13 protein-coding genes and 1 pseudogene are annotated in these 12,434 nt (G+C 66.7%); 4 read left to right on the top strand and 10 right to left on the bottom strand.

From position 1 onward, the window contains the following. The first annotated feature begins 149 nt into the window (after nt 1-149). Complete coding sequence (locus BMX36_RS20105; RefSeq protein WP_017501314.1) at nt 150-569, top strand: hypothetical protein; 420 nt, start codon at nt 150-152, stop codon at nt 567-569. Nucleotides 570-596: 27 nt separating this feature from the next. Here BMX36_RS20105 and fabI read toward each other — a convergent pair. The 10 genes and pseudogenes from fabI to copC all read right to left on the bottom strand — a co-directional run bounded on the left by fabI (nt 597) and on the right by copC (nt 11,003). Beyond that, nucleotides 597-1,370: pseudogene (gene fabI / locus BMX36_RS21475) on the bottom strand (enoyl-ACP reductase FabI). Further along, a complete protein-coding gene (locus BMX36_RS20090) occupies nt 1,367-2,557 on the bottom strand; it encodes an acetate/propionate family kinase (protein ID WP_007406370.1) in 1,191 nt (396 codons plus the stop codon). Before BMX36_RS20090 ends, fabI begins: the two are co-directional and overlap by 4 nt. Next, the gene (locus BMX36_RS20085; RefSeq protein ID WP_093068269.1) at nt 2,550-3,977 is read right to left on the bottom strand and encodes a bifunctional enoyl-CoA hydratase/phosphate acetyltransferase; all 1,428 of its coding nucleotides are present in this window, start codon (nt 3,975-3,977) and stop codon (nt 2,550-2,552) included. The genes BMX36_RS20090 and BMX36_RS20085 overlap by 8 nt, the downstream gene beginning before the upstream one ends. 3 nt (nt 3,978-3,980) lie before the next feature. Then, nucleotides 3,981-5,702, bottom strand: coding sequence for a PHA/PHB synthase family protein (locus BMX36_RS20080; RefSeq protein WP_046408692.1), 1,722 nt, complete (start codon nt 5,700-5,702; stop codon nt 3,981-3,983). Between the two features lie 188 nt (nt 5,703-5,890). Then, a complete protein-coding gene (locus BMX36_RS20075) occupies nt 5,891-6,064 on the bottom strand; it encodes a hypothetical protein (protein WP_021245222.1) in 174 nt (57 codons plus the stop codon). A gap of 41 nt (nt 6,065-6,105) precedes the next feature. Further along, nucleotides 6,106-6,504 carry a Cu(I)-responsive transcriptional regulator gene (gene cueR / locus BMX36_RS20070; protein ID WP_007406402.1) on the bottom strand — a complete coding sequence of 133 codons (399 nt, stop codon included), beginning with the start codon at nt 6,502-6,504 and terminating at the stop codon, nt 6,106-6,108. After that, nucleotides 6,501-8,858: a heavy metal translocating P-type ATPase gene (locus BMX36_RS20065; protein WP_004206948.1), complete on the bottom strand. Its 2,358-nt coding sequence runs from the start codon at nt 8,856-8,858 to the stop codon at nt 6,501-6,503. The genes cueR and BMX36_RS20065 overlap by 4 nt, the downstream gene beginning before the upstream one ends. Before the next feature lie 107 nt (nt 8,859-8,965). Then, nucleotides 8,966-9,640, bottom strand: coding sequence for a class I SAM-dependent methyltransferase (locus BMX36_RS20060; RefSeq protein ID WP_017501308.1), 675 nt, complete (start codon nt 9,638-9,640; stop codon nt 8,966-8,968). Between the two features lie 36 nt (nt 9,641-9,676). Beyond that, nucleotides 9,677-10,621 carry a copper homeostasis membrane protein CopD gene (copD, locus tag BMX36_RS20055; RefSeq protein WP_007406374.1) on the bottom strand — a complete coding sequence of 315 codons (945 nt, stop codon included), beginning with the start codon at nt 10,619-10,621 and terminating at the stop codon, nt 9,677-9,679. Between the two features lie 4 nt (nt 10,622-10,625). Further along, on the bottom strand, nt 10,626-11,003 hold the full coding sequence (gene copC, locus BMX36_RS20050; protein ID WP_093068266.1) for a copper homeostasis periplasmic binding protein CopC: 378 nt from the start codon (nt 11,001-11,003) through the stop codon (nt 10,626-10,628). 132 nt (nt 11,004-11,135) lie between these two features. On the opposite strand from copC, the gene BMX36_RS20045 reads away from it, so the two are divergent. From BMX36_RS20045 to BMX36_RS20035, 3 genes are read left to right on the top strand one after another with little or no spacing between them, the layout of a single operon-like run. Continuing rightward, nucleotides 11,136-11,408 (top strand): hypothetical protein, encoded by a 273-nt coding sequence (locus BMX36_RS20045; protein WP_007406394.1) that lies wholly within the window; start codon nt 11,136-11,138, stop codon nt 11,406-11,408. Continuing rightward, nucleotides 11,408-11,845, top strand: coding sequence for a periplasmic heavy metal sensor (locus tag BMX36_RS20040; protein WP_025550099.1), 438 nt, complete (start codon nt 11,408-11,410; stop codon nt 11,843-11,845). Before BMX36_RS20045 ends, BMX36_RS20040 begins: the two co-directional genes overlap by 1 nt. After that, nucleotides 11,842-12,357, top strand: a complete 516-nt coding sequence (locus tag BMX36_RS20035) for an RNA polymerase sigma factor (protein WP_046408689.1) — start codon at nt 11,842-11,844, stop codon at nt 12,355-12,357. Before BMX36_RS20040 ends, BMX36_RS20035 begins: the two co-directional genes overlap by 4 nt. Nucleotides 12,358-12,434 lie beyond the last annotated feature (77 nt).

The raw sequence follows: 12,434 nt of genomic DNA, 5'->3' as shown, positions 1-12,434 counted from the left end.
GCAAGCCGCAGATTCGGCATACGTAGAGTTACCGATTCTCTCTGATTCAGCCTCGCCGAATATCGGCGGCGCGACGCGATGAGCCTCAGGCCAGGGCTGCATGCCCGATACGCTGGAGCTTAGACGCGAAGAGAAAGGTTCATCGTCCCATGCCCTATCCGGTCGATCAACTTGCCGCGCTCGCCAAAGCGAATGTCGGCCTGATGCTGAAGCTCGCCGAAGTCGCCCGGAAAGGTGGCGAAGAGTCGCTCGAGGTCGGCAACCGCGCCGCCGGCCGCTTCGCCGAAGAGGCGCGTGCCTCGATTGCGGGCGCGACGGACAAGACGTCGGACGCCGGCGCGGTCAGCCCGGCCGGACCGCGGGCACTGTTCGAGGACATGGCCACGGTCCGCGAGCATATGATTGCCGGCACAAGATCGGCGTTCGAGGAATGGCAGCAGGCCTGGCAGGCCGTCGCGAGCGCTCCGACGGCTCCCGGGGCGCTGGATGCCTTTGCTGCCATTGTCGGACCATGGTTCGGGCAGAAAAGCCCGGGCGACGGCGAGAAGCAGGCCACCAGCGACAAATAGGATAGCCCCCGATCGCGGCGAGCCGCCCTAGCCGAGCAGGTGCTGACCGCCATCGACCGGAATGATCGTACCGGTGATATGGCGGCCGGCATCGCTCACCAGGAAGGCGGCGAGCCCTCCGACATCCTCGATGGTCACGAGCTGGTGCTGCGGGACCGTCGCCGCGGCCCGTTCGAGCAGCTCGTCGAAGCGGTCGATGCCGCTGGCAGCGCGGGTCGCGATCGGGCCTGGCGAGATCGCATGGGCGCGAATGCCCTTGGGGCCAAGCTCAGCCGCGACATAGCGGGTCGCGCTTTCGAGGGCCGCTTTGACCGGCCCCATCAGGTTGTAGTGCTCGACCACCCGCTCCGACCCGTAGAAGGTGACGCACAGCAGGCAGCCGCCATCCGACATCAGCGGCTCGGCGAGACGCGCCATGCGCAGGAAGCTGTGGCACGAGACGTCCATCGCCAGCGCGAGGCCTTCGGCCGAGCTGTCGACGACGCGGCCGTGCAAATCCTCGTTCGGCGCGAAAGCGATCGAATGAAGCAGGAAATCGAGGCCGCCTTATTCGGACTTCACCCGCTCGAACAGGGCCTCCAGTTCGCCCGGCACCCGGACATCGCACGCGGCGAGCCATTCGACTCCCAGGGTCTCCGCGACGGGCGCCACGAGCGGCTCGGCCTTTCCGTTGAGATAGGTCGCCGCCAGTCTCGCGCCACAGTCGTGGAAGGCCTGGGCGCAGCCCGCCGCGATGCTCTGCGCGTTGGCGATGCCGATCACCAGGCCGCGCTTGCCAGTAAGATCGACGAGAGGTTTCATGGTTTCGGCTCCTCACGCAGAAGATCGGCGGTGTGGATGGCGATCATCCACTCCTCGTCGGTCGGGATGATGCGCACCGTGACACGGCTGAACGGCGCGCTGATGACCGACGCTCCGCGGAGATTCGCGTCCGTGTCGAGCGCCACGCCGAGCCAGCGGAGCCGATCGGCGACGCGGGCGCGGATTTCAGGCGCATTCTCGCCGATCCCGGCGGTAAACACGAAGCTATCGAGCCCCCCGAGCGAGGATGCGAGGGCGCCAGCCTGGCGCGCGATCTGCCAGACGAAGAGGTCGATCGCTTCCCCAGCGGCGGGCGTTTCGCTGCCGAGAAGCGCGCGCATGTCGCTCGATGTGCCGGACACGCCCAAAAGGCCGGACTCACTGTAGAGGAGATGCTCGACTTCGCGCGCCGTCATGCCCCTCTGCTGGAGAAGATAGAGCACCGCGCCCGGGTCGAGCGCTCCGCACCGCGTGCCCATCACCAATCCGTCGAGTGCGGTGAACCCCATCGTCGTGTCGATGCTGCGCCCCCCGTCCATCGCACAGAGGCTGGCCCCGTTGCCGAGATGCGCGGCGATCGTGCGGCCACCGCCTGTATCGGGATCGATCAAACGCAGCTGCCGCGCGATATATTCGTAGGAGATGCCGTGAAAGCCGTAGCGCCGCATGCCCTCTTCGCCAAGCGCGCGCGGCAGCGCGAGGCGCGTCGCAACCGGGGGCTGGCCATGATGGAAGCCGGTGTCGAAGCAGGCGACTTGCAGCAGAGCGGGGCGCAGCCTGGAGACGGCGCGGACCGCGGCGAGATTATGGGGCTGATGCAATGGCGCCAGTGGGCAAAGCGCCTCGAGTGCGGCGAGGAGTGGCGCGTCGACCCGCGCCGGCGCTGAATAGTCGGCGCCCCCATGAACGATCCGATGTCCTACCGCGATCAGATCCTCGCCGACCGAAGCTTCGATCTCCCGCAGCAAATCCTTGAGCAGCGTCTCATGCGTGATCGTGACGTCTTTCGTCCAGCGCCGGTCGGCAAGGACATCCCCCTTCGCATCGCGCGCGATCAGGTGCGGCTCAAGGCCGATATTCTCGATCTTGCCGCTCGCCAGCAAAGAGGGCTCATCAGTGCCCGGCTCGGCGTAGAGCGCGAACTTAAGGCTCGACGAACCGGCGTTGAGGCACAGGATTTCAGCCATCGCGGCGCTGTCCCGCAACGCCGGGAGACGCCTTGGTTGCAGCCCGCGCCAGCAGCACCGCGAGCGCGCAGGAGGCGAGGCGCGTGCGCACGCTGTCTGCCCGGCTGGTGAGGATGATCGGAACGCGCCCGCCGAGCACCACGCCTGCGGCATCGGCGCCGCCCAGGAAGGTCAGCTGCTTTGCGAGCATGTTGCCGGCCTCCAGATTGGGCACCAGCAGGATGTCCGCCCGGCCGGCGACCGGCGAGACGATACTTTTGTCGCGCACGGCCGCCTCGCTGATCGCATTATCGAGGGCGAGCGGTCCATCGAGCAGCGCGCCTTCGATCTGGCCCCGGTCCGCCATCTTGCAGAGCGCCGCGGGATCCAATGTGGTGCGCATCCTTGGATTGACCGTCTCGACGGCGGCGAGGATCGCGACCCTGGGTTGTTCGATCCCGATCACATGGGCAAGGTCGATCGCGTTGCGCGCGATGTCGGCCTTGTCCTCAAGCGTCGGCTCGATGTTAATCGCGGCGTCGGTGATGATGAGCGGGCGCGGATAGCCGGGCACATCCATCACATAGGCGTGGCTGATCCTGCGTTCGGTCCGAAGGCCCATGTCGGACGATACGACCGCGCCCATGAGCTCGTCGGTATGAAGCGAACCCTTCATCAGCAGCGCGGCTTCGCCGGCCCGTACGCGCGCGACGGCTTCGGCGGCGGCGGCGTGGCTGTGCGGGACCCCGATCACCCGGAAGGCGGCAATATCGACACCGGCGTCCTTCGCCGCATTCGTCATACGCGCCGCAGGTCCGATGAGAATTGGAACGACGATGCCGGCGTCGGCGGCCTCAGCCACCGCGCGCATGGCGTCGGCGCTGCACGGATGGACCACGGCCGTGACGCACGCGGATCCGTCCTTGGCGCGCTCCATCAACTGGCGGAAGCGGTCGTGGCTGGCGATCCGCACGTCGGGAAGCGGCATGCGGGGCCGGCTGACTTTCTCGGTGGGCGCCTTGACCTCGGCCTGGCCGCTGATGACGGTCTCGCCCTTTTGGTTCACGCAGGCGCAGTCGAGAACGATGACATGATGCTCGGCGCGCTTCTGCGCGACGGTGACGCAGGCCGTGATGGTGTCGCCGACGCCCACCGGGCGGGTGAAGCGAAGCGATTGGCCGAGATAGATCGCACCGGGCCCTGGCAGCTCGGTTCCCAGGATCGCCGAGATGAGCCCCGCGCCCCACATGCCATGAGCGATGACCCTGTGGAACATGTCCGTTTCGGCATAGACAGGGTCGAGATGCGCCGGATTCACGTCGCCTGACACCGCCGCGAAGAGCTGGATGTCGTCGGCGGTCAGCGTGCGGGTGAGGCTGGCCGTGTCGCCGACGGCGATCTCGTCGAACGTGCGGTTCTCGATGAGGTTGGCGGTGGCCATGGCTCAGCGCTCCAGCACGTAGCGCCCGGGGGCATCACCGAGCGGCGGATAGTTCCGTTCGGGCGCGCCCATCGACGGTGGGGCGGCCGCCTTGCCCGAGTGCGATCCAAGCCATGAACTCCATTCCGGCCACCACGACCCTTCGCGCAGCTCGGCCCGCTCCAGCCAGGTATCGGGACCTGGCGCCGGGCCATCCTGCATCCGTGTCGCGACGCGAAAGTGGCGATGAGGATGCCCGGGCTCGGAGACGATCCCGGCATTGTGGCCACCGCTCGTCAGCACGAAGCGGATCTCCGCGCCCGTCAGCATGTGGAGCTTGTGGGTCGAGCGCCACGGCGCGACGTGGTCGGTTTCCGTGCCCACCATGAAGATCGGCATGCGCAGCCCCGAGAGCGAGACCGGGTGGCCGCCGGCCTCGTAGCGCCCTTCGGCCAAGTCATTGTCGAGGAACAAGCGCCGCAGATATTGCGCGTGCATGGCATAGGGCATGCGGGTGCCGTCGGCATTCCATGCAATGAGGTCGGTCATCGGCTCGCGCTCGCCCATGAGATAAGTCGAGAGGATGCGCGACCAGACCAGATCGTTGGATCGCAGCATCTGGAAGGCGCCGCCCATCTGACTGCTGTCGAGAAAGCCGCGCGCCCACATCATCGCATCGATCAGGTTGATTTCCGCCTCGTCGATGAACAGGCCAAGTTCGCCCGGCTCGCTAAACTCGGTCTGGGCGGCGAACAGCGTGACGCTCGCCAGACGCTTATCTTCATCGCGCGCCATCGCGGCCGCGGTGATGGCGAGCAGCGTGCCGCCGATACAATAGCCGGCCGCGTGGATCTTCTCGGTGCCGGTAATCGCCTGGATGACATCCACGGCGGCCATCGGCCCAAGCAGGCGATAATCCTCCATGTCGAGATCGCGGTCGGCGCTGTCGGGATTGTGCCAGGAGATGCAGAACACGGTGTAGCCCTGCCCTACCAGCCAGCGGATGAGCGAATTTTCCGGGGAGAGGTCGAGGATGTAATATTTCATGATCCATGCCGGCACGATCAGTATCGGCTCCGGACGCACCGTCTCGGTTGCGGGCGCATATTGGATCAGTTCCATGACCCTGTTGCGAAACACGACCTTGCCAGCCGTGGCTGCGACCTTCTCGCCGACCCGATAGGCCTCCGTGCCCGCTGCGGGCTCCCCGCGTACCAGGCGTTCCAGGTCGTCGCAAAAAAATCGCGCACCCTCGACAAGGCATTGTCCTCCGGTTTCGAGGATGCGCTGCTGGAGCACGGGGTTGGTCGGGATGAAATTGGTCGGGGACACCATGTCGAGCATCTGGCGGGTCGCGAACTCGACGATCGCTTCGTGGTGCCCGGTGACGCCGCTCACGCCGGTCGTCGCGGCATGCCACCATTGCTGCTGGAGCAGGAAGGCCTGCTCGATCAGGTCGAACGGATGGCGCTTCCAGGCTGCGTCGGCGAAGCGCCGATCCTGGGGCAGCGGATCGATCGCCGGCTCGTGATCGCTGCCGGATGCGCTGCGCATGGCATAGTCGGCGAGCCGCATCAGCTTGCGCCCGCCCTTGGCGGCGAGCTGCAGCTGCCTGCCTGGCGAGCAGAGAATGTGCGTCCACCAGTCGGAAAAAGACTGCGCCAAAGTGGCGGGCGACTGGCCTGAAGTCAGCTGCGCGATGGCGGCGAAGCTCGACCGATCCAGCGTCGTGGCCAGACCGTCCAACGGGTCAGGGATATTGCTTCGACTCTGCACATTTTCGCTCCTGCTGCGGTGCAACAAGCCCTGAAGCGCAGGAAGCCTCTGCGCACTCCGTAGTCCTACGGAGGGATTGCCTCGCATATGCCAGCCCCAGAAGTCAGAGCTCAGCACGACATTGCTGTATGAAAAGCGGCCAAATACGATCAGGAGGCTCAGTGCGGTCGCACGGGCGAGCCAGCTATCCCGCCGAACCAGTCCCGCAATACCGGCGAAAGGGTCTGCGGGTTGCCGCCGATATGGCGAAGATCCTCCGCCAGCAGTGGCGGGCGGACTGCGAGGAAATATATCGCGAGGCCCGTCGTGAGAATGCCAAGTGCGATCAGCACCCCGGCCGCCAGAGCGGGTCTGGTCCGAGAGGCGGCCGGCGCTAACATTTTCTGTCGAGACTCAGTTCGGCGATGATGGGACAATCTGGCCGCTCGTCGCCATGACAGCGCTCGGCGAGATCGACGAGGGTCTCGCGCAGGGTCGTCAGCGCTTCGGCCTTGCGCTGCAATTCCTCCGCCCGCGCCAACGCGACCCGCTTTACATCGGCGCTGCTGCGGCCCGTGTCGGCCCACAGGCCGAGCAGGGTCCGGATCTCCTCGATCGGAAAACCGAGATCGCGGGCATTGGCGATGAACCGCAGGCGATGGAGGTCACTCTCGCCATAGTCGCGATAACCCGCTCCCCGGCGCGGCGGCGCCGGGATGAGGCCGATCTTCTCATAATGGCGGATCATCCGCTCCGAGACCCCGCTTTGCTTCGACGCCTCCCCGATGTTCACAGCGCTTTCCGGTTGAGGCGCAGCGCGTTGGTGACCACGCTGACCGAGGAGAGCGCCATGGCGGCGGCCGCGATGATCGGCGAGAGCAGGATGCCGAACAGCGGATAGAGCGCGCCCGCCGCCACCGGCACCCCGGCGACATTGTAGATGAAGGCGAAGACCAGGTTCTGGCGGATGTTGGACATGGTCGCCTGGCTCAGCCGCCGTGCCCGCACGATGCCCATGAGATCGCCCTTGAGCAGCGTCACGCCCGCGCTCTCGATCGCGACGTCGGTGCCCGAGCCCATGGCAATACCGACATCGGCGGCAGCCAGTGCGGGGGCGTCGTTGACCCCGTCGCCGGCCATCGCCACCACGCGCCCCTCGCTTTTCAACCGCGCGACGACGGCACTCTTCTGGTCGGGCAGTACCTCGGCTTCGACATCGTCAATGCCGAGCCGCCTTGCCACCGCCTCTGCTGTGGTGCGGTTGTCGCCGGTCAACATCACCACGCGAATGCCTTCGGCCTTGAGTGCGGCCAGGGCCTCCGGCGTCGTCTGCTTCACGGGATCGGCGATTGCAAAGGCGCCGCCGACGGTGCCGTCGACGCCGATGAAGATCGCGGTGGCGCCATCCCGGCGCAGGGCGTCGGCCTGCTCCGCCAGCGCGTCGGTTGCTATGCCCTCTTCCGAGAGGAACCGCGCATTACCGAGCACGATCCGGCGGCCGTCGACGGTGCCGAGCGCGCCGCGTCCGGTGGGGGAATCGAAGTCGGTGACGTCGCTCGTGGGGATGCCGCGATCCTTGGCGGCCTCGACGATCGCCAGCGCGAGCGGATGCTCGGAGGCCCGCTCGACCGAGGCGGCAAGCCGCAGCAGTTCGGCTTCGTCGAAGCCGGGCGCCGGCACGATCTGGGTGACGGCAGGCCGGCCTTCGGTCAGCGTGCCGGTCTTGTCGACGACGAGCGTGTCGACTTTTTCCATATGCTCGAGCGCTTCGGCATTCTTGATGAGGACGCCGAGCCCGGCGCCGCGGCCAACCCCGACCATGATCGACATCGGCGTGGCGAGACCCAGTGCGCAGGGACAGGCGATGATCAGCACGGCGACCGCCGCAACCAGCCCGTAGGCGAAGCGCGGCTCGGGGCCCCAGATGCCCCAGGCGATGAACGCGACCACCGCGACCGCGATGACCACGGGCACGAACCAGCCCGACACCTGATCGGCCATGCGCTGGATCGGCGCGCGCGAGCGCTGCGCCTCGGCGACCATCTGGACGATGCGCGCCAGCATGGTGTCCCGGCCAACCTTGTCGGCGACGATAACGAGCGCGCCGGTCTGGTTGAGCGTGCCGCCGATCACCGTGTCGGCCTTGGCCTTGGTGACGGGCATGGACTCACCGGTGACCATCGACTCGTCGAGCGAGGAACGGCCGTCCTCGACCACGCCATCGACCGGCACCTTCTCGCCGGGACGCACACGCAGGCGGTCGCCGACCGCAACGAGATCGAGGCTGATTTCCTCTTCACTGCCATCGGAGCCGATCCGGCGCGCGGTCTTTGGCGCAAGGTTAAGCAGCGCCTTGATCGCGCCCGAGGTCCGCTCGCGCGCGCGCAGTTCGAGCATCTGGCCGAGCAGCACGAGGACAGTGATCACCGCGGCCGCCTCGAAATAGACGGCAACCATGCCGTCCTCTCCGCGGAAGGCGGGCGGGAACAGCTGGGGCGCGAGCGTCGCGACGACGCTGTAGATCCAGGCGACCCCGGTCCCCATCGCGATCAGGGTGAACATGTTGAGGTTGCGGGTCTTGAGCGAGGCCCAGCCACGCTCGAAGAAGGGCCAGCCCGCCCAGAGCACGACGGGTGTCGCCAGCACGAACTGGATCCATACCGAGATCGACATCGGCACGAGGCGATGGATCGCGGGAAAGAGATGCGCGCCCATCTCGAGGATCAGCACCGGGAGGGCCAGCATCAGGCCGACCCGGAAGCGCCGTGTGAAATCGACCAGCTCATGGCTGGGGCCGCTGTCGGCAGTCACGGTCGCGGGCTCGAGCGCCATGCCGCAGATCGGACAGGATCCGGGATGGTCCTGCCGGATCTCTGGATGCATCGGGCAGGTCCAGATCGTGCCTTCGGGCGCCGCGACCGGCGGCGCTGGCGGGCCGAGATAGCGCTCGGGATCGGCGATGAATTTGGTCCGGCAGCCCGCGCTACAGAAATGATAGCGTTCACCGCCATGCTCGGCTTGATGCGCCGTGGTCGCCGGGTCGACGGTCATGCCGCAGACCGGGTCCTTGACGCCGGTCGCCGCTTTCGCGGCGCTGTGGCCGCCGCAGCAACCGCCGCCATGCGCCGCTCCATGTGTCTCGTTCATCGCCTTGCTCCTTTCGACGCCTGACGATCTAGGATCTGACACCGTGTCAGGGTCAATACGTAATCGCCTAAGCGGACAAATCGGCGGGCCCGTTCGCCTGGCCGCCATCAGCCAAGGTCATTGGCAACCGTAAGGCCGTGGTCCTGCGCCGGTCGATGCGCCGTAAACAAGTCGATCGCGCCGGTGATGGTCAAAAGCCGAAACGTCTCGGCCACATGCCTGAAGCCGGCCGCCGCGATCAGGCCGGGGAGCACGCCGTCGGCATTGGGCCGGGTATCATCGATGCCATCGAGCCGCTGCACGGTCAGGCGGAAGGCAAGCCGCATGAAACCCTGCTGGCGGCCATAATCGGCGATCACCAGGCGCCCACCCGGGCGCAGCATGGCGAACATGGCGCGCAGGGTTGCCGCCTTCTCCCTGACCGGCATCTGATGCAGCACGAGACTCGACACGACAGCGTCGGCGGTACCCGGGGCCACGTCCCTGGCAAATCCCTGACGCCAGTCGATATCGGCCCGCCGCACAGCGGCCTTGTGCCGCGCGATGTCGAGCGCCTCGGCATCGGGATCGAGACCGATCACCTGCGTCCTGGGCTCGGCTTGCTTGAGCATCAGCGCGAAGCTGCCGGTGCCACAGCCGACGTCGACGACCGTCTCACCGGCTTTGGGCGCCAGGGCGGCGAGCATGGCGGCACGCCACCGCTTCTCCCGCGTCCACAGGCGGATCGCGCGATCATAGTCTTTCGTCGATCCGGTCCCGAGCGGCGGGGTGTAGGATTGCATTGGCTTCTCCCAACGCGAGGCGTCCGAAACGATAAGCTACATCGACATGGGCGGCGATAGTGTCCCCAGCCAGGCGACGAGCCCGAGAATGACGATCGCAAGACCGCCTTCGACGACGAGGCTCGCGCGCAGCAGCGCCTGCGCCCGTGGCGCGTCCTCTTCCTCGATCGCCTGCGCAAGTGCCGGGGTCAGGCGATAACGGTTGAGCGCGGCCAGGCCCAGCATGCCGGCGAACAGCAGCAGCTTGGCGATGAGCAGCAGGCCGTAGGTCGACTGCCCGAGCGAGGCGATGTTGCCCGGACCGACGAGGAACCAGCCGTTCACCGTCCCGGTCAGGATCAGCAGGGCGACGATGATCGTGCCGACGAGGGAGAAGCCCCGCAACGCTTCCTCGGCGAGCGTGACCCGGTCCATGTCTTGAGCGGCGAGATCGTCGGTTGCGAGCCTGGGAAGTACCAGCGCGAGGAATGCGGCAAGCGCGCCGACCCAGGCGCCGGCGGCGAGCAGATGGATGAGATCGGCCCCCAGTTGCAGCCAGCCCGCCTCGCCTTCGCCAGCCGCGCCATGCCCACTCCAGGCGAGGGTCGCGAGTGCGACCGCGCCTGCCAGAGTGGAGGCGATGAAGGCAGGACGGGATTGCCGGCGATAGAAGGGGATGGAGAGCAGAAGAACGAGGAGCGCGACGAGGCGCGCCTTCAGCGCCGTTCCCATGGACGTGCCGTTGAACAGCTCTGCGACCATGGAAAGATCAGGCTGGGTGAGCGGCAGCCCGGTCATGGCCGCTGCCTGCAACGCGAACCCCAGCGCCGACAGCAGGAGGGCGAGACAGGCGAGACCGGCCACCATTGCTACCATCGGCAGATGCCGCTGTACCATCCGGCCGCCGCCGGGCGCATAGAGCGCGAACAGCGGCAGGCCGAACAACAGGCCGAGATCGACGTAGAGCGCCCAGCGGACGGCGACGAGTGCCACGTCGTTCATGGCGTCACTTGACGGTAAAGGCGAGATTGCCCTGCATGCGGTGCGTGTCGGTCGAGACGACGTGCCAGGCGACCTGATAGCTGCCCGCCATGAGCGGCTTGGCGAGCGTCAGCACGAGCGTCTTGTCGCCTTCGACGGACGTCTTGAAGCCGGTTACCGCCATGCGGTGGTTGGGCATGCCGGGCATGCCGGTCATCACGATCTCGGCGCCCGACAGCTTCGGCATCAGACCTTCACTGAAGGTGAGCGTTATACGCGACGGCGCCGGGACGCTGGCGTTGGCGGCGGGCGTCGAGGACACGAGCTTGGGATGGGCGTAGGCCGGAGCCGAAACACTCAGGCCGACGGCGGCGATGGCTGCGAGCGGCGAAAAGAAGCGCATTTGGACATTCTCCTGGCAGTGACATGAGAGAATACGCAGCCGCGACCTGCACCCCTCGCACTTTTCTTTTTGTTCCCGGACAAGGGTTGCCGGACCATCCTGCTTATTGAGAAGTGAAGACGGAGAAACATCATGGACCACCTCGACGACATGCTCAGCCGGTTGCGGGAAGCGCCGCTCGATCCCCGGCTTGCCGGGCTGGACAGCCGCGTCATGGCCGAGATCGCCCGGCTCCAGGCCATGCCCCGCCTGAGCGCCACGACATTCGGTATCGCCGCGGCAGCAGCCTTGTTCCTGGGAATTGCCGGCTCGGCCGTGCCTGTGCGGTCGACCGAAGCCGGGCCGATATCGCCCTTTGACGCGCGGCTCGCGCTCGCTCCTTCGACGCTGCTGAGTTCACAATGATGCGCGACCGCCGGCTCCTGCTCCTCGTCCTGCTGACCTTTGCCGCGGCGATCGCCGGTGTGGTCATCGGCCGCGTCTATGTGGTTCCGGTGCGCCCGGTCGAAAATGAGTTGCACGACCTGCTCCATCGCGATCTGAAGCTGGACACCGCGCAACATAGCCGTCTCGAGACGATCGAGAAGAACTATGCGATCCGGCGTCAGGCACTGGAGGCCGAACTGCGCGCCGATAACGCGCGGCTCGCCGAGGCGATCGAGGCGGAGCATGGCTATGGTCCTCGGGTTGCAGGGGCGGTGGATCGCTCGCACCAGGCGATGGGCGCGCTGCAGAAGGAAACACTCGAGCATATCTTCGCGATGCGGGCCGTGCTGCGCCCGGATCAGACGGACAAGTTCGACGACGCCGTGGTGAAAGCGCTGACGGCCAAGTCCAAATGACCGCGTGCCTCCCCGACTGCTCGGACGGGGAGCTCGCGGCTCTGGCGCTTGGAGGCCGGCAAGCGGCCTATGGCGAGCTGGTCCGCCGGCATCAGGGCTGGGTGCACCGCCTCGTGCGCAGCCATGTCGGGAACCGCGACGAAGCGCTCGACGTGACCCAGGCGAGCTTCGTCGCCGCCTTCGCCGCACTCAACCGCTATGACGCTGCGCGACCTTTTCCGGTCTGGATGTCGCGGATCGTCATCAACAAATGCCATGACTGGCGCCGCCGCCGCGCGGTCCGCAACTTCTTCTCCCACGCGCTGGCGCTGGGGGAAGCCGAACATGTCGTCGACGAGGCGCCACTACCCGACCAGGCGATCGGCGCCGAGCAGCAGCTGGCAGAGGCCATGAAAGCGATCGCCGCCCTGCCCGCATCGCTCAAGGACACGCTCGTCTTGCGGACGATCGATGAGAAATCGGAAGCCGAAACCGCCGAGATTCTCGGCATCTCCTGTAAACGCTCGCGCTAAATGGCGGCGTTCTGATCGCGCTATTTGTCAGTTGCCGGGTCCGATGACGAGGCAATCGCGCGCGGCCTGAACGATGT

This window comes from Sphingomonas sp. OV641 (genome assembly GCF_900109205.1).
In the GTDB taxonomy this organism is placed as follows: Bacteria; Pseudomonadota; Alphaproteobacteria; order Sphingomonadales; family Sphingomonadaceae; genus Sphingomonas.
Note: the sequence above shows the minus strand (reverse complement) of the source record. Positions and strands in the feature narration are given on the sequence as shown.